General features: G+C 61.8%; 19 protein-coding genes. 16 read left to right on the top strand and 3 right to left on the bottom strand.

Going from position 1 to position 23,353, the window contains the following annotated elements; genetic code table 11:
• Positions 1–29 precede the first annotated feature (29 nt).
• From dapC to map, 3 genes are read right to left on the bottom strand one after another with little or no spacing between them, the layout of a single operon-like run.
• Positions 30–1,226, bottom strand: a complete 1,197-nt coding sequence (gene dapC / locus ACIQUF_RS08855) for a succinyldiaminopimelate transaminase (protein WP_403130649.1) — start codon at positions 1,224–1,226, stop codon at positions 30–32.
• A 30-nt stretch (positions 1,227–1,256) separates the two neighbouring features.
• Positions 1,257–3,959, bottom strand: a complete 2,703-nt coding sequence (locus tag ACIQUF_RS08850) for a [protein-PII] uridylyltransferase (protein WP_403130648.1) — start codon at positions 3,957–3,959, stop codon at positions 1,257–1,259.
• 36 nt (positions 3,960–3,995) lie between these two features.
• Complete coding sequence (gene map, locus ACIQUF_RS08845; protein WP_403130647.1) at positions 3,996–4,778, bottom strand: type I methionyl aminopeptidase; 783 nt, start codon at positions 4,776–4,778, stop codon at positions 3,996–3,998.
• A 344-nt stretch (positions 4,779–5,122) separates the two neighbouring features.
• Here map and rpsB point away from each other — a divergent pair, with 344 nt between their 5' ends.
• The 16 genes from rpsB to dnaE all read left to right on the top strand — a co-directional run bounded on the left by rpsB (position 5,123) and on the right by dnaE (position 23,308).
• Positions 5,123–5,860, top strand: a complete 738-nt coding sequence (gene rpsB / locus ACIQUF_RS08840) for a 30S ribosomal protein S2 (protein ID WP_027595792.1) — start codon at positions 5,123–5,125, stop codon at positions 5,858–5,860.
• 185 nt (positions 5,861–6,045) lie between these two features.
• Positions 6,046–6,909: a translation elongation factor Ts gene (gene tsf, locus ACIQUF_RS08835; RefSeq protein WP_403130643.1), complete on the top strand. Its 864-nt coding sequence runs from the start codon at positions 6,046–6,048 to the stop codon at positions 6,907–6,909.
• 178 nt (positions 6,910–7,087) lie between these two features.
• Positions 7,088–7,831, top strand: a complete 744-nt coding sequence (gene pyrH / locus ACIQUF_RS08830) for a UMP kinase (RefSeq protein ID WP_274906957.1) — start codon at positions 7,088–7,090, stop codon at positions 7,829–7,831.
• Positions 7,828–8,385 (top strand): ribosome recycling factor, encoded by a 558-nt coding sequence (frr, locus tag ACIQUF_RS08825; RefSeq protein WP_403130640.1) that lies wholly within the window; start codon positions 7,828–7,830, stop codon positions 8,383–8,385. The genes pyrH and frr overlap by 4 nt, the downstream gene beginning before the upstream one ends.
• A 15-nt stretch (positions 8,386–8,400) precedes the next feature.
• The gene (gene uppS, locus ACIQUF_RS08820) at positions 8,401–9,156 is read left to right on the top strand and encodes a polyprenyl diphosphate synthase (RefSeq protein WP_403130638.1); all 756 of its coding nucleotides are present in this window, start codon (positions 8,401–8,403) and stop codon (positions 9,154–9,156) included.
• Complete coding sequence (locus ACIQUF_RS08815; protein WP_400803062.1) at positions 9,156–9,971, top strand: phosphatidate cytidylyltransferase; 816 nt, start codon at positions 9,156–9,158, stop codon at positions 9,969–9,971. The genes uppS and ACIQUF_RS08815 overlap by 1 nt, the downstream gene beginning before the upstream one ends.
• Entirely contained in the window at positions 9,968–11,158 is a 1,191-nt protein-coding gene (gene ispC / locus ACIQUF_RS08810) for a 1-deoxy-D-xylulose-5-phosphate reductoisomerase (protein WP_403130632.1), read from the top strand. Before ACIQUF_RS08815 ends, ispC begins: the two co-directional genes overlap by 4 nt.
• A gap of 61 nt (positions 11,159–11,219) precedes the next feature.
• Positions 11,220–12,572, top strand: a complete 1,353-nt coding sequence (rseP, locus tag ACIQUF_RS08805) for an RIP metalloprotease RseP (protein WP_403130629.1) — start codon at positions 11,220–11,222, stop codon at positions 12,570–12,572.
• A 71-nt stretch (positions 12,573–12,643) separates the two neighbouring features.
• Complete coding sequence (bamA, locus tag ACIQUF_RS08800) at positions 12,644–15,007, top strand: outer membrane protein assembly factor BamA (protein ID WP_403130627.1); 2,364 nt, start codon at positions 12,644–12,646, stop codon at positions 15,005–15,007.
• 44 nt (positions 15,008–15,051) lie between these two features.
• On the top strand, positions 15,052–15,555 hold the full coding sequence (locus ACIQUF_RS08795; protein WP_403130624.1) for an OmpH family outer membrane protein: 504 nt from the start codon (positions 15,052–15,054) through the stop codon (positions 15,553–15,555).
• Position 15,556: 1 nt separating this feature from the next.
• Positions 15,557–16,612, top strand: a complete 1,056-nt coding sequence (gene lpxD / locus ACIQUF_RS08790; protein WP_403130622.1) for a UDP-3-O-(3-hydroxymyristoyl)glucosamine N-acyltransferase — start codon at positions 15,557–15,559, stop codon at positions 16,610–16,612.
• Between the two features lie 113 nt (positions 16,613–16,725).
• On the top strand, positions 16,726–17,166 hold the full coding sequence (gene fabZ, locus ACIQUF_RS08785) for a 3-hydroxyacyl-ACP dehydratase FabZ (protein WP_346611787.1): 441 nt from the start codon (positions 16,726–16,728) through the stop codon (positions 17,164–17,166).
• Positions 17,163–17,939, top strand: a complete 777-nt coding sequence (gene lpxA, locus ACIQUF_RS08780) for an acyl-ACP--UDP-N-acetylglucosamine O-acyltransferase (protein ID WP_403130620.1) — start codon at positions 17,163–17,165, stop codon at positions 17,937–17,939. Before fabZ ends, lpxA begins: the two co-directional genes overlap by 4 nt.
• Before the next feature lies 1 nt (position 17,940).
• Positions 17,941–19,068, top strand: coding sequence for a lipid-A-disaccharide synthase (gene lpxB, locus ACIQUF_RS08775; RefSeq protein WP_403130617.1), 1,128 nt, complete (start codon positions 17,941–17,943; stop codon positions 19,066–19,068).
• A gap of 1 nt (position 19,069) precedes the next feature.
• Entirely contained in the window at positions 19,070–19,693 is a 624-nt protein-coding gene (gene rnhB / locus ACIQUF_RS08770) for a ribonuclease HII (RefSeq protein ID WP_403130615.1), read from the top strand.
• A gap of 90 nt (positions 19,694–19,783) precedes the next feature.
• Positions 19,784–23,308, top strand: coding sequence for a DNA polymerase III subunit alpha (gene dnaE, locus ACIQUF_RS08765; RefSeq protein WP_403130613.1), 3,525 nt, complete (start codon positions 19,784–19,786; stop codon positions 23,306–23,308).
• The last annotated feature ends 45 nt before the right edge of the window (positions 23,309–23,353 follow it).

Genomic DNA, 23,353 nt, shown 5'->3' with positions numbered 1-23,353 from the left:
AAATGGGCCGCAGGGCGGCCCCAGGTCAATCAGCGGTTTTGCAGAAACGCGCGAATCCGCTCAGCCGCTTCGATGCATTCCGCCAATGGCGCAACCAGTGCCATGCGCACCCGGCCTGCGCCAGGGTTCACGCCATTCACTTCGCGCGACAGGTACGACCCCGGCACCACGGTCACGTGCTGGGCTTCGAACAGGTCGCGGGTGAAGTCGGCGTCGCTGCCCGGCACCTTGGCCCACAGGTAGAAGCTGCCATCCGGCCGCTGTACATCCATCACTGGCTGCAGGATATCCAACACGGCATCGTACTTGGCGCGGTACTGATCACGGTTCTCGCGCACATGCGCTTCGTCCTGCCAGGCGGCGATGCTGGCCAGCTGGGTCTGCACCGGCATGGCGCAGCCGTGGTAGGTGCGGTACAGCAGGAACGGCTTGATGATCGCGGCGTCACCGGCGACGAAGCCGGAGCGCAGGCCCGGCAGGTTGGAGCGCTTGGACAGGCTGTGGAACACCACGCAACGCTTGAAGTCGTTACGGCCAAGCTCGGCGCAGGCGCTGAGCAGGCCGGGTGGCGGCGCGTCTTCGTCGAAGTACAGCTCGCTGTAGCACTCGTCGGCGGCGATCACGAAATCGTGCTCGTCGGCCAGTGCGATCAACTTTTTGAGGGTGTCCATCGGCACCAGTGCGCCGGTCGGGTTGCCCGGCGAGCACAGGAACAGGATCTGACAACGCTGCCAGACTTCGGCTGGCACGGCATCGAAGTCAGGGTTGAAGCCATTGTCTTCCAGGCACGGCAGGTAATGCGGCGTGGCACCGGCGAGCAGGGCAGCGCCTTCGTAGATCTGGTAGAACGGGTTGGGGCTGACCACCAGGCCGTCGTCGGCGCGGTTGACCACGGCCTGGGTGAAGGCGAACAACGCTTCCCGAGTGCCGTTGACCGGCAGGATATGGCGGTCGGCATCCAGCCAGCCGGCCGGCACGCCGAAGCGGCGTTCACACCACTGGCCGATGGCCTGGCGCAGGGCCGGCAGGCCGATAGTGCTCGGGTAGACCGCCAGCTTGTCGAGGTTGTCGGCCATGGCCTGGGCGACGAACGCCGGCGATTCGTGCTTCGGCTCGCCGATCGACAGGGCGATGGCGCGCTTGTCCGCCGCAGGCTTGACGCTGCCCAGCAGGGCGCGGAGTTTCTCGAACGGGTAGGGCTGCAGCTGGGTCAAGGCATGGTTCATCGGCGCAAGGTCTCGTCAATCGTCTAATCGTTAAAAGGTCACGCTGGTGGGGCTGGCGTCGCTGGCCTGGCCGGCCTGCAGCTGTTGCACGATGGCTTCCTGCAGGCGGCTGCACAGTTGCGGGTCGGACAGTGGCTGGTTGTCGGCATCGGTGATGAAGAACACGTCTTCCACACGCTCGCCGAGGGTGGCGATCTTGGCATTTTGCAGCGACAGGTCGAACTCCAGGAAAATCCGCCCGAGCCGAGCCAGCAGGCCGGGGCGGTCGGGGGCGGTGATTTCGAGGATGGTGACCGGGCGCTGGGCATCGTTGAGGATGGTCACCTGCGGCGGGAAGTCGAAGTGCTTGAGCTGGCGCGGGACCCGACGCTGGATGATGGTTGGATAGTCCTCGGGGTTGCGCAGTGCTTCGGTAAGGCCATCGCGAATCTGTTTGACCCGCTGCGGGTTGTCGCCGATAGAGCCGCCGTCGTTGTCGAGCACGATGTAGGTGTCGAGGGTGAACTGGCTGCTCGAGGTGATGATCCGTGCGTCATGAATGTTCAGGTTGAGCTGCGACATGGCCGCCACGGTCACAGCGAAGAAATCGTGTTGGTCGGGGGCATAGATGAAGATCTGCGTGCCGCCTTCGAACTCGCGCTGAGTGGTTTCCTTGATCAGCACCAACGGCCCGCCGTCGGCTGGCTGCTGAAGGATGGCGTCAGTGTGCCAAGCCACGTCGGCGGCGTTGTGCTTGAGGAAGTAGTCATCGCCCAGCTGCGACCAGAGTTGCTCGACATCGTCCGGGTCGGTGCCTTCGCGCACGAGAATATCCAGAGCGGCACTTTGCGTCTGACGGATCTGCTCTTCGCGGTCCAGCGGGTTTTCCAGGCCACGGCGCAAGGCGCGCTTGGTCTCGGTGTAGAGCTGGCGCAGCAGGCTGGCGCGCCAGGAGTTCCACAGGCTGGGATTGGTGGCGTTGATGTCGGCCACGGTCAGCACGTAGAGGTAGTCCAGGCGCGTCTCGTCGCCCACGTGCAGGGCGAAGTCGTTGATCACCTGCGGGTCGGACAGGTCCTTGCGCTGGGCGGTGGTCGACATCACCAGGTGGTTGAGCACCAGCCATACGATCAAGCGGCTGTCCCAGGCCGGCAACTGATGGCGTTCGCAGAACCGCTGCGCGTCCACCGCACCGAGCTCGGAATGGTCGCCCTGGCGGCCCTTGCCGATGTCGTGGTAAAGCCCGGCCAGGTAGATCAGCTCAGGTTTGGGCAGGCGGCCCATGAGCTTGCTGGCCAGCGGGAATTTTTCGGACACCGGCGTGTACTGCAGTTTGCGCAGGTGCTTGATCAGGTTGAGGGTGTGCGCATCGACCGTATAGATGTGGAACAGGTCGTGCTGCATTTGCCCGACGATCAGCCCAAACTCCGGCAGGTAACGGCCGAGGATGCCATAGCGGTTCATCCGCCGCAGGTTGCGGTGGATGCCGATCTCGCACTTGAACAGCTCGATGAACAGGCTGGTGTTGCGGATATCGTTACGGAAGGTGTCGTCGATCAGGTGCCGGTGTTCGCGCAACAGGCGCACGGTGTCGGCACGCACGCCCTTGATCTCCGGGTGCTGGGCCATCAGCACGAAAATCTCCAGCATGGCGAATGGCGTGCGCTTGAACACATTTGGGCTGACCGCCTCGATATAACCGTCGTGCAGGCGGAAGCGCGCGTTCAGCGGCTGGGTGGTGCCGCTGTCGTCGTCGGCGAGGATCACTTCTTCGAAGTGCTGGATGATCAGGTCGCACAGCTGACTGATGCTCATCACCACCCGGTAGTACTGCTGCATGAACTGTTCGATGGCGCGCTTGGGGTTTTCATCGCTGTAGCCCAGCAACGCGGCGATGCTGCGCTGGTGGTCGAACAGCAGGCGATCCTCGGCGCGGCCGGCGAGCATGTGCAGGGCGTAGCGTACCTTCCACAGGAAATCCTGGGAGGACGCCAACAGCTCGTTTTCGCTCTCCAGCAAAAAGCCTTCGCCGGCGAGGGCATGCAGATTCAGGGTGCCATACTGGCGGCGGGCCACCCAGAGCACCGTCTGGATGTCGCGCAGGCCGCCGGGCGAACCTTTGACATTGGGTTCGAGGTTGTATTCGGTGTCGTTGTACTTGTGGTGCCGGGCCTTGAGTTCTGCGCGCTTGGCCAGGAAGAACTCCTTGCTCGGCCACATGTGCGCGGTGCTGATCACCTCCAGCATGCGCTGGCGCAAGGCCTCGGGGCCGGCGATGGTGCGGCTTTCCATCATGTTGGTAATGACCGTCAGGTCGTCGCGCGCTTGTTCGGCGCATTCGTCGACCGTGCGCACGCTCTGGCCCACTTCCAGGCCAATGTCCCACAACAGGGTCAGAAAGCGTTCGATTGCATCGCGATACTGCTCGTGCTCGGCGGCGCCGAGCAGAATCAGCAGGTCGATATCCGAATGCGGGTGCAGTTCGCCGCGCCCATAACCACCGCATGCGACCAGGGCGATACCGCTGCTGTCACCCCAGTCGAACTGCTTCCACGCCTGCTGCAGGATGTTGTCGACCAACCAGGCGCGGTCCTCGATCAGGCGGCGGATTTCACGGCCGTCGCGAAACCGCTTGTCGAGCACCTCGCCGGCCTGGCGGATGGCTTTCTTGAAGGCAGGGATGGGGCTCGCCTTGAGGGCCAGTTCCGCCTGGAACTGACCGGGGTCGAACAGCTCGGGGTCCACCTGGGGCATGCATCGCGTTCCTGTCTGAGAGGCCTTGGCGTGAAGTCAGGCCGAGGTGCGCGGGATGGTGTCGTCCTTGCGCAGGGTGAAGATCTCGTAGCCGGTGGCGGTCACTACCAGGGTGTGTTCCCACTGGGCCGAGAGCTTGCGGTCCTTGGTGATGGCGGTCCAGCCGTCGCCCAGCACCTTGGTGTCGGCTTTACCCTGGTTGATCATCGGCTCGATGGTGAAGGTCATGCCTTCCTTGAGCTCCATGCCGGTGCCGGCACGGCCGTAGTGGAGGATCTGCGGCTCTTCGTGGAAGACTTTGCCGATGCCGTGGCCGCAGAACTCACGGACTACGGAGAAGCCGTTCTTTTCGGCGTGCTTCTGGATCACTTCACCGATGTCGCCCAGGCGGCAGCCCGGCTTGACCAGTTCAATGGCCTTGTACATGCATTCCTGGGTGATTTTCGACAGGCGTTCGGCCCATACCGGCACGCTGCCGACGTGGAACATGCGGCTGGTGTCGCCGTGGTAGCCGTCCTTGATCACGGTGACGTCGATGTTCAGCGTGTCACCGTCCTTGAGCGGCTTGTCGTTGGGAATGCCGTGGCAGACCACATGGTTGATCGAGGTGCAGATCGACTTCGGGTAGCCTTTGTAGTTGAGGGGTGCCGGAATGGCCTGCTGGACGTTGACGATGTAGTCGTGGCACAGGCGGTCGAGCTCTTCGGTGGTGACACCGGGCTTGACGTGCTCTTCGATCATTTCCAGCACTTCGGCGGCCAGGCGGCCGGCGACGCGCATCTTCTCGATGTCTTCTGCGGTCTTGATGGTAACGGTCATTACAGGCTCTCTACGGCGCCGCGGGCGGCGCGAACAAACGGGAAAGGCCGGATTCTAGCAGAGCAGGGCGGCATTCTGTCGGGATAAAGCCGGCCATGCTGCTGTCTATAGGAGGCATTCTGGCCTGTTTGGCAGGGTGCTGCAAAAGCCGCTGACGGACGTGTGCTCAACCGGGTTCCGTTCGTTCGCAGTCTGTGGTATAAAATGCGCCGCTTTCGGGGACGACCCCGTCAGCTTAAACCCACACACGTGTCGACACGATGACCTGGGTGCCGCGAATTTTCGGATTCGTGGTTGGTCATTGGGATACGTGGAGGCCCAACCCGACTTATCAAGGAACTATCATGTCCCAAGTCAACATGCGCGATATGCTGAAGGCCGGTGTGCACTTCGGCCACCAGACCCGTTACTGGAACCCGAAAATGGGCAAGTACATTTTCGGCGCGCGTAACAAGATCCACATCATCAACCTGGAAAAAACCCTGCCAATGTTCAACGAAGCTCTGGCTTTCGTAGAGCGTCTGGCCCAGGGCAAGAACAAGATCATGTTCGTCGGCACCAAGCGTTCCGCCGGCAAGATCGTCGCCGAGCAAGCTGCTCGTGCCGGTTCGCCATACGTTGACCACCGCTGGTTGGGCGGCATGCTGACCAACTACAAAACCATCCGTGCTTCGATCAAGCGTCTGCGCGACCTGGAAACCCAGGCCGAAGATGGCACCTTTGCCAAGCTGACCAAGAAAGAAGCCCTGATGCGTTCGCGCGATCTGGAAAAGCTGGACCGCAGCCTGGGTGGTATCAAGGACATGGGCGGCCTGCCTGATGCCCTGTTCGTGATCGACGTTGACCACGAGCGCATTGCTATCACCGAAGCCAACAAGCTGGGCATCCCGGTTATCGGCGTTGTCGATACCAACAGCAGCCCGGAAGGTGTTGATTACATCATCCCAGGCAACGACGACGCCATCCGCGCCATCGAGCTGTACATGACTTCGATGGCCGACGCCATCATCCGCGGCCGCAACAACGTTGCTGGCGGCACCGAAGTCTACGCTGAAGAAGCGGCTGCACCTGCTGCTGAGTAATAGGCGCTAGCGTCTACTTGGCACGCAAAAAGGGGGCTTTGCCCCCTTTTTGCCACCTTGAAATCCTGCTGTCAGCAATAGCCCCGCATCATGGCTCAGCTGAGATAACCACAGCGGATTCGCAGAATTGAACGCCCGTGATGAGCGGGTGGAATGGTTGAAAAACTTTCCAAGAGGATTTTGAAATGGCAGCAATTACTGCAGCGCTGGTCAAAGAACTGCGCGAGCGTACCGGCGAAGGCATGATGGATTGCAAGAAGGCCCTGGAAAAGGCCGGCGGCGACATCGAAAAAGCCATTGACGACATGCGTGCCTCGGGCGCCATCAAGGCCGCCAAAAAGGCTGGCAACGTCGCTGCTGAAGGCGCTATCGCGGTCAAGACCGACGGTAAATCCGCCGTTCTGCTGGAAGTGAACTCGCAGACCGACTTCCTGGCTCTGCAAGACGACTTCAAAAACTTCGTGGCCGAAAGCCTCGAAGAAGCCTTCGCCCAGAAGCTGACCGACGCTGCCCCGCTGATCGCCTCGCGTGAAGCTGCTCGTGAAGCCCTGGTCGCCAAGTGCGGCGAAAACGTCAACATCCGTCGCCTGTCGCGCGTTGAAGGTGACGTTGTCGGTGCTTACCTGCACGGTAACAAGATCGGTGCCGTTGTTGTCCTGAAAGGCGGTGACGTCGAGCTGGCCAAGAACATCGCCATGCACGTTGCGGCGTCGAACCCAGAGTTCCTGGATGCGTCGGAAATCTCCGCCGAAGCCATCGAGCGCGAGAAGAACGTCTTCCTGCAGCTCAATGCGGACAAGATTGCTGGCAAGCCAGAAAACATCGTTGAGAACATGATCAACGGCCGTATCACCAAGTTCAAAGCCGAAGCCTCGCTGAAAGAGCAAGCTTTCGTCATGAACCCAGAAGTCAAAGTCGGCGAGCTGGCCAAGAAAGCCGGTGCTGAAATCGTTTCCTTCACCTACTTCAAAGTAGGCGAAGGCATCGAGAAGCCGGTCGACGACTTCGCTGCTGAAGTTGCCGCTCAGGTAGCTGCCGCCAAGCAGTAAGACAGCTTCGTCTGTCGCCCCAAAGAGGCTGCCCGCTCACGCGCGCAGCCTCTTTGTCAAAGCGGGAGCGGTTTTCAAGGCCGTTGTTCGCTGACGCAGTCGCTGCGTCACGTTAGAGTTACACGCAGGCTCAAGAAGCCCGCCAGAATTTTTACAAACGCCGCAGGAGAGATTCGCAATGGCTCAGCAGGGCAGTGGTCATCAGGCTCGCTATAAACGCATTCTACTCAAACTAAGCGGCGAGGCCCTGATGGGCTCGGAAGAGTTCGGGATCGACCCCAAGGTCCTGGATCGCATGGCACTGGAAGTCGGCCAGTTGGTCGGCATCGGTGTTCAGGTAGGCTTGGTGATCGGCGGTGGCAACCTGTTCCGTGGTGCGGCGCTCAGTGCAGCCGGCATGGATCGCGTCACCGGCGACCACATGGGCATGCTGGCAACCGTAATGAACGGCTTGGCCATGCGCGACGCGCTTGAGCGCGCGAACATTACCGCCATCGTCATGTCGGCGATTTCCATGGTTGGCGTGACCGATCACTATGATCGCCGCAAAGCCATGCGTCACCTGAACGCCAAGGAAGTCGTAATCTTCGCTGCCGGTACCGGCAACCCGTTCTTCACCACCGACTCCGCCGCTTGCCTGCGCGCCATCGAAATCGATGCCGACGTAGTATTGAAAGCAACCAAGGTCGATGGTGTATACACTGCAGATCCATTCAAGGACCCGCATGCCGAGAAGTTCGATCATCTGTCCTACGATGAAGTGCTGGATCGCAAGCTGGGCGTGATGGACCTGACGGCAATTTGTCTGTGCCGCGACCACAAGATGCCGCTGCGCGTCTTCAACATGAACAAACCCGGCGCCCTGCTCAACATCGTGCATGGCGGCGCGGAAGGAACTCTGATCGAGGAAGTTCAGAAATGATCAACGACATCAAGAAAGACACCCAGGAACGCATGGGTAAATCCATCGAGGCCCTGGGCCGCCACCTGGCAGCCATTCGCACCGGTCGTGCTCACCCGAGCATCCTGGACAGCGTCAAGGTCTCGGCCTGGGGCAGCGACATGCCGCTGAACCAGGTCGCCGCCATCACCGTCGAAGATGCGCGTACCCTGAAAATTGTCGCCCACGACAAGAACCTGAGCGCAGCCATCGAGAAGGCGATCCTGACCTCCGATCTGGGGCTGAACCCATCCAGCGCCGGCACCACCATTCGCGTACCGATGCCAGCCCTGACCGAAGAAACCCGCAAGGGTTACACCAAGCAGGCCAGCGCCGTTGCCGAAGATGCCAAGGTTGCCGTGCGCAACGTGCGTCGTGACGCCCTGGCAGACCTGAAAAAGCTGACCAAGGACAAGGAAATCAGCGAAGACGAAGAGCGTCGCGCTGCTGACGAAATCCAGAAGCTGACCGACAAGTTCGTCGCCGAAATCGACGCTGCGTTCAAAGCCAAGGAAAAGGACCTGTTGGCCGTCTAAGGCCGAGGTTTTTTAATGGAAAAGACCAAGCTGGCGGCACCGTCTTCGGTGCCGCGTCACGTCGCGATCATCATGGATGGCAATAATCGCTGGGCGAAGAGGCGCCTGCTGCCCGGCGTTGCCGGGCACAAGGCCGGCGTCGATGCCGTGCGTGCGGTGATTGAAGTCTGCGCCAAGTCCGGGGTCGAGGTACTGACCCTGTTCGCGTTCTCCAGCGAGAACTGGCAGCGTCCGGCCGAAGAGGTCGGGGCGTTGATGGAACTGTTCTTCTCGGCGCTGCGCCGCGAGGCCAAGCGCCTCAACGAGAACAACATCAGCCTGCGCATCATTGGTGACCGTTCGCGTTTCCACCCAGAGCTGCAGGCTGCCATGCGCGAAGCCGAGGCGCTGACTGCCGGCAATAATCGCTTCATTCTGCAGATCGCCGCCAACTACGGCGGTCAGTGGGATATCGCCCAGGCCGCGCAACGCCTGGCGCGTGAAGTCCAGGCCGGCCATCTGCGCCCCGACGACATCACTCCGGGCCTGCTGCAGACCTGCCTGGCCACGGGCGAGCTGCCGTTGCCGGACCTGTGCATCCGCACGGGCGGCGAACACCGCATCAGTAACTTCCTGCTGTGGCAGTTGGCCTACGCCGAACTGTACTTCTCCGACCTGTATTGGCCGGACTTCAAACACGAGGCCATGCGCAATGCCCTGGCCGATTTCGCTTCGCGCCAGCGCCGCTTCGGTAAGACCAGCGAGCAGGTCGAGGCTGGAGCTCGTGCTTAATGCTTAAACAACGCATCATTACCGCGCTGATCCTGCTGCCGATCGCGCTGGGTGGCTTCTTTCTCCTCAATGGTGGAGATTTCGCCCTGTTCATCGGCTTCGTGGTCACCCTCGGTGCCTGGGAGTGGGCGCGTCTGGCCGGGCTGATGGCCCAGCCGCTGCGCATCGCCTACGCCGCTGTGGTCGCCGGGGCGCTGATGCTGCTCTACCTGATGCCCGATCTGGCGCCTTGGGTGCTCGGCGCTTCGGTGATCTGGTGGGGGCTGGCCACCTGGCTGGTGCTGACCTACCCGCGCAGCAGTGAGCTGTGGGCCAGCGCCGCCTGCCGCCTGCTGATCGGCCTGCTGATCCTGCTGCCGGCCTGGCAAGGCCTGGTGCTGCTCAAGCACTGGCCTTTGGGCAACTGGCTGATACTCTCGGTCATGGTGCTGGTGTGGGCTGCCGATATTGGCGCTTACTTCTCCGGCCGTGCATTTGGCAAGCGCAAGCTGGCGCCGCAGGTCAGTCCGGGCAAGAGCTGGGAAGGCGTGTATGGCGGCCTGGCGGTCAGCCTGGTGATCACCCTGGTGGTCGGCATCAGTCGCGACTGGGGTATCGGCCAGATTCTGCTGGGGCTGGTGGGCGCCGCGCTGGTGGTCATGTCGTCGGTGATCGGTGACCTGACCGAGAGCATGTTCAAGCGCCGTTCCGGTATCAAGGACAGCAGCAACCTGCTGCCGGGCCATGGCGGGGTGCTCGACCGCATCGACAGCCTTACCGCAGCCATCCCGATCTTCGCTGTGCTGTTGTGGGCTGCCGAATGGGGTGTGATGTGAGTGCGTTGCAGCGCATCACCGTATTGGGCGCCACCGGTTCGATCGGCCTCAGCACGCTGGATGTAATCGCTCGCCATCCCGAGCGCTATCAGGTGTTCGCGTTGAGTGGTTACTCACGTATCGATCAACTGCTGGCCCTGTGCGTGCAGCATCGTCCGGCCTACGCCGTTGTGCCCAATAGCGAGGCCGCCGCGCGTTTGCGGGCAGGCTTGGCCGGCGCCGGCTGCGCCACTGAAGTGCTGGAAGGGGAGGCGGGGCTCTGTGAGGTCGCGTCAGCCCCTGAAGTGGATGCGGTCATGGCCGCAATTGTTGGCGCCGCAGGCCTGCGCCCGACCTTGGCTGCTGTCGAGGCGGGCAAGAAGGTGCTGTTGGCCAACAAGGAAGCGCTGGTGATGTCTGGGGCGCTGTTCATGGAGGCCGTACGGCGCAGTGGTGCCGTGTTGCTACCGATCGACAGCGAGCATAATGCGATCTTCCAGTGCCTGCCTGGCGACTATGAACGAGGCCTGAGCCAGGTTGGTGTGCGCCGCATTCTGTTGACCGCCTCGGGTGGCCCGTTCCGCGAAACGCCTCAAGCAGCCCTTGCCGACGTCACGCCAGAGCAAGCCTGTGCCCATCCGAACTGGTCCATGGGCCGAAAGATTTCGGTGGACTCGGCGAGCATGATGAACAAGGGCCTGGAGTTGATCGAGGCCTGCTGGCTGTTCGATGCGGCGCCGGCCAAGGTCGAGGTGGTGGTGCATCCGCAGAGCGTGATCCACTCGCTGGTGGACTACGTCGACGGTTCGGTGCTGGCCCAGTTGGGCAACCCGGACATGCGCACGCCCATCGCCAATGCGCTGGCCTGGCCGGAGCGAATCGATTCCGGGGTCGCTCCGCTGGACCTGTTCGCCATCGCCCGTCTGGACTTTCAGGCCCCCGATGAAGTGCGCTTCCCATGCCTGCGCCTGGCGCGGCAGGTTGCCGAGGCTGGCAACAGTGCGCCGGCGGTGCTCAATGCGGCCAATGAGGTCGCGGTCGAGGCATTTCTCGAGCGGCGTATCCGCTTCCCCGAGATCGCGGGTATGATCGAACAGGTGCTTGAGCAGGAGGCTGTGGTCCCCGTGCCATCGCTGGATGCGGTGTTTGCCGCCGACCAGCGCGCCCGGGAGCTGTCCCGTGAGTGGCTGAGGCGCCACGGCCGTTGATTGCGGCTGGCCTTGAGTTTGTACGAAAAGTCGTTCCGCTGAACGTCATTCGGAGAAAGACATGACTGCGCTGTACATGATTATCGGCACCCTGGTGGCCCTGGGTGTACTGGTGACTTTCCACGAATTCGGCCACTTCTGGGTGGCCCGGCGTTGCGGCGTGAAGGTGCTGCGCTTCTCCGTGGGCTTCGGCCCGGGCCTGCTGCGTTGGCATGATCGCCACGGCACCGAATTCGTGGTGGCGGCCATACCCTTGGGCGGTTACGTCAAGATGCTCGATGAGCGCGAGGGCGAAGTGCCGCCTGCGCTGATCGAGCAGTCGTTCAATCGCAAGTCGGTGCGTCAGCGTATCGCCATTGTCGCCGCCGGGCCGATTGCCAACTTCCTGCTGGCCATTGTCTTCTTCTGGCTGCTGGCCATGCTGGGTACCCAACAGATTCGCCCGGTGATTGGCGCAGTCGAGTCGGGCAGCCTGGCGGCCTCGGCTGGCCTGGTTGCCGGCCAGGAAATTGTTTCCATCGATGGCAAAGCGACCAATGGTTGGTCGGCGGTCAATCTGCAACTGGTGCGTCGCCTGGGCGAGAGCGGAACCCTGCAGGTGGGCGTGCGCGATGAGGGGGCGACTGCCGAGCGTCAACTGCAGGTCAAGCTCGACAGTTGGTTAAAAGGCGCGGACGAACCCGATCCGATTCAGTCGCTTGGCTTGCGCCCATGGCGCCCGGCGGTCGAGCCGGTGCTGGCTGAAATCGATCCAAAGGGGCCGGCTGCCGCTGCGGGGCTGAAGTCTGGTGACAAGCTGCTGGCCCTCGATGGCGTTGCACTTAGCGACTGGCAACAGGTCGTCGACAGTGTGCGTGCCCGTCCTGAAGCCAAGGTCGTGGTTCGCGTCGAACGCGATGGTGCAGCCCTGGATGTGCCGGTCACCCTGGCCCGCAAGGGTGAGGGCAAGGCCGCCGGTGGCTACCTGGGGGCTGGTGTGAAAGGCGCCGAATGGCCCGCCAGCATGCTGCGCGAGGTCAGTTACGGGCCGCTCGAAGCGGTGGGAGAGGGGCTTTCGCGCACTTGGAACATGAGTGTGCTGACCCTCGAATCGCTGAAGAAAATGCTGTTCGGTGAGCTCTCGGTAAAAAACTTGAGCGGACCGATAACCATTGCTAAAGTGGCGGGCGCTTCGGCCCAGTCCGGCGTGGGGGACTTCCTGAACTTCCTCGCCTACCTGAGCATAAGCCTGGGGGTTCTTAACCTGCTGCCCATTCCAGTACTGGATGGGGGGCATTTGCTGTTTTACCTAGTCGAGTGGGCGCGCGGTCGTCCGCTGTCTGATCGGGTTCAAGGTTGGGGGGTCCAGATCGGTATCAGTTTGGTCGTAGGGGTGATGTTGCTCGCCCTGATCAACGATCTGGGTCGACTATAAAAGCTTCGCATTGCGAACCTGCCGCTTTTTCGCGGCAGGTTGTTTATTGCCAGTTGGAATAAAAGGACTTCATGAAACGTCTGCTGCTAACTGCGGTCCTCTCCGCACTGATGATCGCTGAAGTTCACGCCGAGTCCTTCACCATCTCCGATATTCGTGTCAACGGCCTGCAGCGGGTATCCGCCGGCAGCGTGTTCGGCGCCTTGCCCCTGAACGTGGGCGACCAGGCCGATGACCGGCGCCTGGTGGATTCGACCCGTTCGCTGTTCAAGACGGGCTTCTTCCAGGACATCCAGCTGAGCCGCGACGGCAATGTCCTGATCATCAACGTGGTCGAGCGCCCGTCGGTGTCGAGCATCGAGATCGAAGGCAACAAGGCGATCAGCACCGAAGACCTGATGAAGGGCCTGAAACAGTCCGGCCTGGCCGAAGGCGAGATCTTCCAGCGCGCCACCCTCGAAGGTGTGCGTAACGAGCTGCAGCGCCAGTACGTGGCCCAGGGCCGCTACTCGGCCGAGGTCGACGCCGAGGTAGTGCCGCAGCCGCGCAACCGCGTGGCGTTGAAGATCAAGATCAACGAAGGCACCGTTGCCGCCATCCAGCACATCAACATCGTCGGCAACACCGTGTTCGACGACGAAGAGCTGGCGCAGCTGTTCGAGCTGAAGACCACCAACTGGCTGTCGTTCTTCAAGAACGACGACAAGTATGCCCGCGAGAAACTCTCCGGTGACCTGGAGCGCCTGCGTTCCTACTACCTGGACCGCGGCTACATCAACATGGACATCGCCTCCACCCAGGTGTCGATCACCCCGGACAAGAAGCACGTTTACATCACCGTCAACGTCAACGAAGGCGAGAAGTACACCGTTCGCGACGTGAAGCTGTCCGGTGACCTCAAGGTACCGGAAGACCAGGTCAAGTCGTTGCTGCTGGTGCAGCCGGGCCAGGTGTTCTCGCGCAAGGTGATGACCACCACCTCCGAGCTGATCACCCGTCGCCTGGGCAACGAAGGCTACACCTTCGCCAACGTCAACGGCGTGCCACAGCCGAATGACCAGGATCACACCGTCGATATCATGTTCGTGGTGGACCCGGGCAAGCGTGCCTACGTCAACCGCATCAACTACCGCGGCAACACCAAGACCGAAGACGAAGTGCTGCGCCGCGAAATGCGCCAGATGGAAGGCGGCTGGGCCTCGACCTACCTGATCGACCAGTCCAAGACTCGTCTGGAGCGCCTGGGCTTCTTCAAGGAAGTCAACGTCGAAACCCCGCCGGTGCCAGGCACCGACGACCAGGTCGACGTCAACTACAGCGTCGAAGAGCAAGCGTCCGGCTCGATCACCGCCAGCGTCGGCTTCGCCCAGAGCGCCGGCCTGATCCTCGGCGGTTCGATCAGCCAGACCAACTTCCTCGGTACCGGTAACAAGGTGTCGATCGGCCTGACCCGGTCCGAATACCAGACCCGCTACAACTTCGGCTTCGTTGATCCCTACTTCACGGCTGACGGTGTCAGCCTGGGCTACAACGCCTTCTACCGCAGCACCGACTACGACGACCTCGACGTCGACGTTGCCAGCTATGCGGTCGACAGCCTGGGTGCAGGCGTCAGCCTGGGCTACCCGATCAGCGAAACTTCGCGTCTGACCTACGGCCTGAGCGTGCAGCAGGACAAGATCAAGACCGGCCGTTATACCGTTGACGAGATCTTCGACTTCCTTGATGAGGAAGGCGACAACTTCCTGAACTTCAAGGCCTCGGTCGGCTGGTCCGAATCGACCCTGAACAAAGGCGTGCTGGCAACCCGTGGTCACTCCCAGAGCCTGACCCTGGAAACCACCATTCCGGGCAGCGACCTGTCGTTCTACAAGCTCGACTACCGCGGTCAGCTGTTCAAGCCAATCAATAACGACTACACCCTGCGTCTGCACACCGAACTGGGCTATGGTGATGGTTTCGGTGGTACTTCCGGTCTGCCGTTTTACGAGAACTACTACGCGGGTGGTTTCAACTCCGTTCGTGGTTTCAAGGACAGCAGCCTAGGCCCGCGCAGTACGCCTAGCCGTGGTGAAGGTAATCCTGGTGGCAAGCCAGGCACCATTGCCGACCCGGATCAGGATCCGCTGCCGTTCGGTGGTAACGTGCTGGTGCAAGGTGGCGTCGAGCTGTTGTTCCCGCTGCCGTTCGTCAAGGACCAGCGTTCGCTGCGCACCTCTGTGTTCTGGGATGTGGGTAACGTGTTCGACACCAATTGCGGCAGCAAGCCGGATTGCGAGAAGGTCGGTTTCTCGGGCATGGCGAGTTCCGTCGGCCTGGGCGTCACCTGGATCACTGCCCTGGGCCCGTTGAGCTTCAGCCTGGCAATGCCGGTGAAGAAGCCGGACGATGCCGATACCCAGGTGTTCCAATTCTCTCTGGGCCAGACCTTCTAAGGTCGGCCCTAGCTTAACGACAACGGTTTATCCAGGAGTGCATCGTGCGTAAATTCGCTCAACTGGCCGTAGTGGCCGCGGCGCTGGTCGCCACCCCGGCTTTCGCCGAAATGAAGGTCGCCGTGCTGAACTATCAGATGGCCCTGCTTGAATCCGATGCCGCCAAGAAATACGCGGTGGATGCCGAGAAGAAATTCGGCCCGCAATTGACCAAGCTCAAGGGCCTGGAAAGCAGCGCCAAGGGCATCCAGGATCGCCTGATCAAGGGCGGTGACAAGATGGCTCAGCCAGAGCGTGAGCGCCTGGAACTTGAGTTCAAGCAAAAGGCCCGTGACTTCCAGTTCCAGTCCAAGGAGCTGAACGAAGCCAAGGCCGTCGCCGACCGTGACATGCTCAAGCAGCTCAAGCCGAAGCTCGATGGCGCAGTGGAAGAAGTCATCAAGAAAGGTGGTTACGACCTGGTTCTCGAGCGTGGCGCGGTCATCGATGTCAAACCTCAGTACGACATCACCCGCCAAGTCATCGAGCGCATGAACCAAGCCCGTTGATATGACCGTGACCATGACGCTTGGCCAGTTGGCCGAGGCCCTCGGGGCCACGCTGAAAGGCTCCGATGATCAGCAGATTACCGGGCTGGCCACCTTGCAGGAGGCCGACGCCGGTCAATTGAGCTTCCTCGCCAACCCGCAGTACCGCAAATACCTGGATAACTGCCAGGCAGCAGCGGTGCTGCTCAAGGCTACGGACGCCGAAGGCTTTGCCGGCAATGCCTTGATCGTGCCCGACCCTTACCTGGCGTACGCGCGCATTTCTCACCTGTTCGATCCGAAACCCAAGGCTGTGGCGGGAATTCATCCCAGCGCCGTGGTGGCTGAGGACGCACAGGTCGATGCCAGCGCCAGCATTGGACCGTTCGCAGTGATTGAGAGCGGCGCACGCATCGCGGCCAACGTCAGCATCGGCGCGCATTGCGTGGTGGGTGCGCGTTGCGTGATCGGTGAGGGCGGCTGGCTGGCACCGCGGGTTACGCTGTATCACGACGTGACCATCGGCAAGCGCGTGGTTATCCAGTCGGGCGCTGTGATCGGCGGCGAGGGCTTCGGCTTCGCCAATGAGAAGGGTGTCTGGCGCAAGATCGCGCAGATTGGCGGGGTCACCATTGGTGACGATGTCGAAATCGGCGTGAATACCGCCGTAGACCGTGGCGCGCTGTCCGACACGCGGATCGCCGACGGGGTCAAGCTCGACAACCAGATCCAGATCGCGCACAACGTGCAGATCGGCGAGCACACGGCTATGGCCGCCTGCGTCGGGATTTCCGGCAGCACGCGCATCGGCAAGCACTGCACCATCGCCGGCGGTGTCGGCATGGTGGGTCACATTGATGTCTGCGACAACGTATTCGTTTCCGGTATGACCATGGTCACCCGTTCGATCACTGAACCGGGTGCCTATTCTTCCGGTACTGCCATGCAGCCATTGGCTGACTGGCGCAAGAGCGCTGCGCGTATCCGCCAGCTGGATGACATGGCCAAGCGTCTCCAGCTGCTGGAAAAACGTGTCGATACCGTGACCTCAGGTGGCCAGCCGACATCAGAAGGCTGATACCATTTCCTGAGCGAGAGTGAACAGTCGCTAGCTGGCTCCTCTTTGGATTGCAAAAGGAGCGTGTGTTCAGCACCTGCGCTCCCTATTCTTATTACAGGCTTCCCCCCGAAATGATGGACATCAACGAGATTCGCGAATACCTGCCTCACCGCTACCCGTTCCTGCTGGTAGACCGTGTGACGGATCTGGACTTCGAAGCCCAGAGCATTCGTGCCTACAAGAATGTCAGCATCAACGAGCCATTCTTCAACGGGCATTTCCCGGAACACCCGGTAATGCCAGGCGTGCTGATCATCGAAGCCATGGCCCAGGCCGCAGGCATTCTCGGTTTCAAGATGCTCGACACCAAGCCGGCCGACGGCACGCTTTACTACTTCGTCGGCTCTGACAAGCTGCGTTTCCGTCAACCGGTATTGCCGGGCGACCAGCTGGTGCTGGAAGCCAAGTTCATCGGTCGCAAGAAGACCATCTGGAAATTCGAATGCCGAGCCCTGGTCGACGGTAAGCCTGTGTGCTCGGCCGAGATCACCTGCGCGGAACGTGAGCTATGAATTCGATTGATCCTCGGGCGATCATCGACCCGTCGGCCAAGCTGGCCGACGGCGTCGAGGTCGGCCCGTGGTCGATCGTTGGCCCCGATGTTGAAATCGGGGAGGGTACCGTCATCGGTCCCCACGTCGTGCTGAAGGGGCCTACCCGGATTGGCAAGCACAACCGCATCTACCAGTTTTCCTCGATCGGCGAAGACACCCCGGACCTTAAGTACAAGGGTGAGCCGACGCGCCTGGTGATCGGTGATCACAACGTGATCCGCGAAGGTGTGACCATTCACCGTGGCACCGTCCAGGACCGCGCTGAAACCACCCTGGGCGACCACAATCTGATCATGGCCTACGCCCATATTGGCCATGACAGCGTGATCGGCAACCATTGCATCCTGGTCAACAATACGGCGCTGGCCGGGCACGTGCATGTCGGTGACTGGGCGATCCTGTCCGGTTTTACCCTGGTGCACCAGTACTGCCATATCGGTGCTCACGCGTTCTCCGGCATGGGCACAGCGATCGGCAAAGACGTTCCGGCCTTCGTCACGGTGTTCGGCAGCCCTGCCGAAGCCCGCAGCATGAACTTCGAGGGCATGCGCCGCCGTGGCTTTAGCGACGATGCGATTCGTGAGCTGCGCCGTTCGTACAAGATCGTCTACCGCCAGGGCCTGACCGTGGAAGAGGCGATCAAGGAACTCGACGAGCTGGCTTGCAAGCACCCTGAGGTCGAACTGTTCCGCCAGTCGATCGTGAATTCCGCTCGCGGCATCACCCGCTGACATGGCGCAGCTTTGCGTAGCCCTGGTCGCGGGTGAGGCCAGCGGCGATATTCTCGGTTCCGGTTTGATGCGCGCCTTGAAGGCGCGCCAGCCCGATGTGCGCTTCATCGGTGTCGGCGGGCCACTGATGGAAGCCGAAGGCCTGCAGTCGTATTTCCCGATGGAACGCCTGGCGGTGATGGGCCTGGTCGAAGTGCTGGGGCGCCTGCGCGAGCTGCTCAAGCGGCGCAAAGCACTGATCCAGACCTTGATCACCGAAAAGCCTGATGTGTTCATCGGCATCGACGCCCCTGATTTCACCCTCAATATCGAATTGAAACTGCGTCAGGCCGGTATCAAGACCGTGCATTACGTCAGCCCGTCGGTCTGGGCCTGGCGACAGAAGCGCGTGCTGAAGATCCGCGAAGGTTGCGACCTGATGCTGACGCTGCTGCCCTTCGAAGCACGCTTCTATGAAGAGCAGGGCGTGCCGGTGCGATTCGTTGGCCATCCGTTGGCCGATACCATTCCGCTGGCCGCTGATCGCCAGGCTGCACGCGCTGTGCTGGGGCTGGGTGGCGGGCCGGTGGTCGCGCTGATGCCCGGTAGCCGAGGTGGCGAAGTGGGGCGTCTGGGCGCACTGTTCCTCGACGCCGCCCAGCGCCTGCAGCAAATGGTGCCTGGCGTGCGCTTCGTACTGCCCTGCGCCAATGCTGCGCGGCGTGCTCAGGTCGAACAGATGCTCGAAAGGCGCGACTTGCCTTTGACATTGCTCGACGGCCAGTCGCATCAGGCCCTGGCCGCCTGTGACGCAGTGCTTATCGCCTCGGGTACCGCCACCCTCGAGGCCATGCTGTACAAGCGCCCGATGGTCGTAGCCTATCGCCTTGCACCGCTGACCTACTGGATTCTCAAGCGCCTGGTAAAAAGCCCCTTCGTGTCGTTGCCGAACTTGCTGGCCCAACGTGAGCTGGTGCCCGAGCTGCTGCAAGACGCCGCCACCAGCGAAGCCCTGGCGCAGACCCTGGCGCCGCTGGTGGCCGATGGCAGCCAGCAGACTGAGCGTTTCGACGAGATTCACCGTACCTTGCGCCGCGACGCCTCCAACCAGGCGGCAGACGCGGTGCTCGCTTTGCTGAAGGACCGCTGACATGCAGATAGGACTGGACTTCAACCTGGTCGAAGACCTGGTCGCCGGCGTCGACGAAGTCGGTCGCGGCCCCCTGTGCGGTGCGGTGGTCACGGCGGCGGTGATTCTCGACCCGGCACGGCCGATCCTCGGCCTGAACGATTCGAAGAAACTCACCGAAGCCACGCGCGAAGCGCTGTTCGACGAGATCTGCGAAAAAGCCCTGAGTTTTTGCATCGCCCGCGCCGAGGTCGAGGAAATCGACCGGCTGAATATCCTCCAGGCGACCATGCTGGCCATGCAGCGTGCGGTCGAGGGCTTGAGCGTCACGCCCAAGCTTGCGCTGATCGACGGTAATCGCTGCCCTAAACTGGCGGTGCCGGCCGCGCCAGTCATCAAGGGTGATAGCCAGGTTCCGGCTATCGCGGCGGCGTCGATCCTGGCCAAGGTGACCCGTGACCGTGAGATGAGCGCGTTCGAGCTGATCTACCCGGGTTACGGGATTGGCGGGCACAAGGGCTACCCGACGCCGGTGCATCTTGAAGCCTTGGCGCGGTTGGGGCCGACGCCCATTCATCGGCGTTCCTTTGCGCCGGTGCGCGCCGCCTGGGAAGCCCGTGAGGGGCTTACCGATTCTCTGATCTAAAACATTTGGGGCCGCTCTGCGGCCCCAAATGTTTAGCGCATTTACGCTACAATCCCGCCTTTGTCGTTCAGCACTGCTACAGGATCTTCCATGTCGGTTCCCTTCGTTCACCTGCGCGTCCACTCCGAATTCTCGCTGGTCGACGGCCTGGTGCGGATCAAACCGCTGGCCAAGGCGCTGGCCGGGATGAACATGCCGGCGGTGGCGATCACCGACCAGAGCAACATGTGCTCGCTGGTGAAGTTCTACAAGACCGCCATGGGCGCGGGCATCAAGCCGATCTGCGGCGCCGACCTGTGGTTGGCCGGGGCAGACCCCGAGGCCCCGCTGTCGCGGATCTGCTTCCTGGCCATGGACCCCAAGGGTTATCGCAACCTCACTGAATTGATCTCGCGCGGCTGGACCGATGGCCAGCGCAACGGCCTGGTAATCCTTCAGCGAGAGTGGATCGCCCCGGCCAGCGAAGGGCTGATTGCCCTGTCCGCCGGCAAGCAGGGCGATATCGGCATGGCCCTGATGGCAGGCCGTGCGGATGAGGCCGAGTCGCTGTTGAACGACTGGCTGGGCATGTTCCCGGAGCGCTTCTATGTCGAGGTGCAGCGCACCAACCGTGCCGGCGACGAGGAGTACGTCCACGCCGCCGTGGCGCTGGCCGACAAGCTCGGCGCACCGCTGGTGGCGACCAACGATGTGCGCTTCATCAAACAGTCCGACTTCGACGCCCACGAAAGCCGCGTGTGCATCGGTGAGGGCTGGACCCTGGACGACCCGCGTCGCCCGCGAATGTACAGCGACCAGCAGTACCTCAAAAGCGCGGAGGAAATGGCCGAGCTGTTCAGCGACCTGCCCGACGCCATCGCCAACACCGTCGAAATCGCCAAGCGTTGCAACATCCAGGTGCAACTGGGCAAGTACTTCCTGCCCGACTTCCCGACGCCCAACGGCATGGGCATCGACGACTACCTGCGTCACGTTTCCCATGAAGGCTTGGAGGAGCGGCTGGCTGTGCTCTGGCCCAAGGAGACCACGCCCAACTACGAAGAGAAGCGCCAGGTCTACCTGGACCGACTGAAGTTCGAGCTGGATATCATCATCCAGATGGGCTTCCCCGGCTACTTCCTGATCGTGATGGACTTCATCAAGTGGGCCAAGAACAACGACGTCCCGGTTGGCCCTGGGCGGGGCTCGGGTGCTGGCTCGCTGGTGGCCTACGTGCTCAAGATCACCGACCTCGACCCGCTGGCCTACGACCTGCTGTTCGAACGTTTCCTCAACCCTGAACGTGTTTCCATGCCCGACTTCGACGTCGACTTCTGCATGGACGGCCGTGACCGGGTGATCGACTACGTGGCTGATGCCTACGGGCGCAACGCGGTCAGCCAGATCATCACCTTCGGCACCATGGCCGCCAAGGCGGTGGTGCGCGACGTGGCGCGGGTGCAGGGCAAGTCCTACGGCCTGGCCGACCGCCTGTCGAAGATGATTCCGTTCGAAGTGGGCATGACCCTGGAGAAAGCGTACGAGCAGGAAGAGATCCTGCGAGACTTCCTCAAGGGCGATGAAGATGCGCGCGAAATCTGGGACATGGCGCTCAAGCTCGAAGGCGTCACCCGGGGTACCGGCAAGCACGCCGGCGGCGTGGTCATCGCCCCGACCAAGCTCACCGATTTCGCGCCCATCGCCTGTGACGAAGAAGGTGGCGGCCTAGTGACCCAGTTCGACAAGGACGACGTCGAGGCCGCCGGCCTGGTCAAGTTCGACTTCCTTGGCCTGCGTACCCTGACCATCATCAAGTGGGCGATGGAGATCATCAACCGCGAGCAGGCCAAGAACAACCTGCCCGACCTCAACATCGACTTCATCCCGCTGGACGATCGCAAGACCTACGAGCTGCTGCAGAAGGCCGAGACCACGGCAGTGTTCCAGCTCGAATCGCGCGGCATGAAGGAGCTGATCAAGAAGCTCAAGCCCGACTGCCTGGAAGACCTCATCGCACTGGTGGCGCTGTTCCGCCCCGGCCCACTGCAGTCGGGCATGGTGGACGACTTCATCAACCGCAAGCACGGGCGTGCCGAGTTGGCCTACCCCCATGTGGACTATCAGTACGAAGGCCTCAAGCCGGTGCTGGCACCCACCTACGGCATCATCCTGTACCAGGAACAGGTGATGCAGATTGCCCAGGTCATGGCGGGCTATACCCTCGGCGGCGCCGACATGCTGCGCCGGGCTATGGGTAAGAAAAAGCCCGAGGAAATGGCCAAGCAGCGCGGTGGCTTCATCGAAGGTTGCGTGGCCAACAATATCGACGCGGATCTTGCGGGTAACATCTTCGACCTGGTAGAGAAGTTCGCCGGTTACGGCTTCAACAAGTCCCACTCCGCGGCCTATGGCCTGGTGTCGTACCAGACCGCCTGGCTGAAGACTCACTACCCAGCGCCGTTCATGGCTGCGGTCCTGTCGGCGGATATGCACAACACCGACAAGGTCGTGGTGCTGGTCGAGGAAGTGCGCAGCATGAAGCTGCGCCTCGATGCGCCGGACGTGAACTTCTCCGACTTCAAGTTCACCGTCAACAACGATGGTCGCATCGTCTACGGCCTTGGGGCGATCAAAGGTGTCGGTGAAGGGCCGGTAGAAGCCATCGTCGAAGCGCGTGCACAGGGTGGCCCGTTCAAGGACCTGTTCGATTTCTGCGAGCGCATCGACCTCAAGCGCGTCAACAAGCGTACCCTCGATGCGCTGATTCGCAGTGGCGCCCTGGATCGGCTGGGCCCGTACTTCCATGACGAGATCAAGGCGTATCACGCCAATATCGACATCAACCGTGCGACGCTGCTCTCTGCTTTGGGCGAGGCCATCAAGGCCGCCGAGCAGGCGGCACATACCGCTGACAGTGGTCACGTCGACCTGTTCGGTGGCATGTTCGACGCCCCGGACATCGACGTCTATGCCAACCACCGCAAGGTGCGCGAGCTGACGCTGAAGGAACGCCTGAAGGGCGAGAAGGACACCCTCGGCCTTTATCTCACTGGCCACCCGATCGATGAATACGAGGCCGAGATCCGCCGCTTCGCCCGCCAGCGCATCGTCGACCTGAAGCCGTCGCGCGAGACCCAGACCATCGCCGGGATGATCATTGCCCTGCGGGTGATGAAGAACAAAAAGGGCGACAAGATGGGCTTCGTCACCCTCGACGACCGTTCCGGGCGCATCGAAGCCTCGCTGTTCGCCGACGCGTTCATGGGCGCTCAAGCTTTGTTGCAGAATGATGCGATGGTCGTGGTCGAAGGCGAAATCAGCAATGACGACTTCTCCGGCGGCCTGCGCCTGCGGGTGAAGCAGGTAATGACCCTGGAAGATGCCCGCACCAAGCTGGCCGAGAGCCTGCGCCTGAAGATTACCCACGAGGCGCTCAAGGGCGACCGCCTGAACTGGCTGGGCGAGCTGATCACCCGCCATCGCGGCGGTTGCCCGATCACCCTCGAATACACCGGCAGCGACGCCAAGGCCATGCTCCAGTTCGGCGAGCAGTGGTCGATCGACCCGGCCGACGGCTTGATTCAGGCGCTGCGTGACCAGTTCGGGCGTGAGAACGTCTTCCTGCAATATCGTTGAACCGACGAAATTTAATCTCGACCTGAATGCGCCTGATCCCTTAAG

Source organism: Pseudomonas sp. NPDC090233, from assembly GCF_044772285.1.
GTDB lineage: Bacteria > Pseudomonadota > Gammaproteobacteria > Pseudomonadales > Pseudomonadaceae > Aquipseudomonas.
Note: the sequence above shows the minus strand (reverse complement) of the source record. Positions and strands in the feature narration are given on the sequence as shown.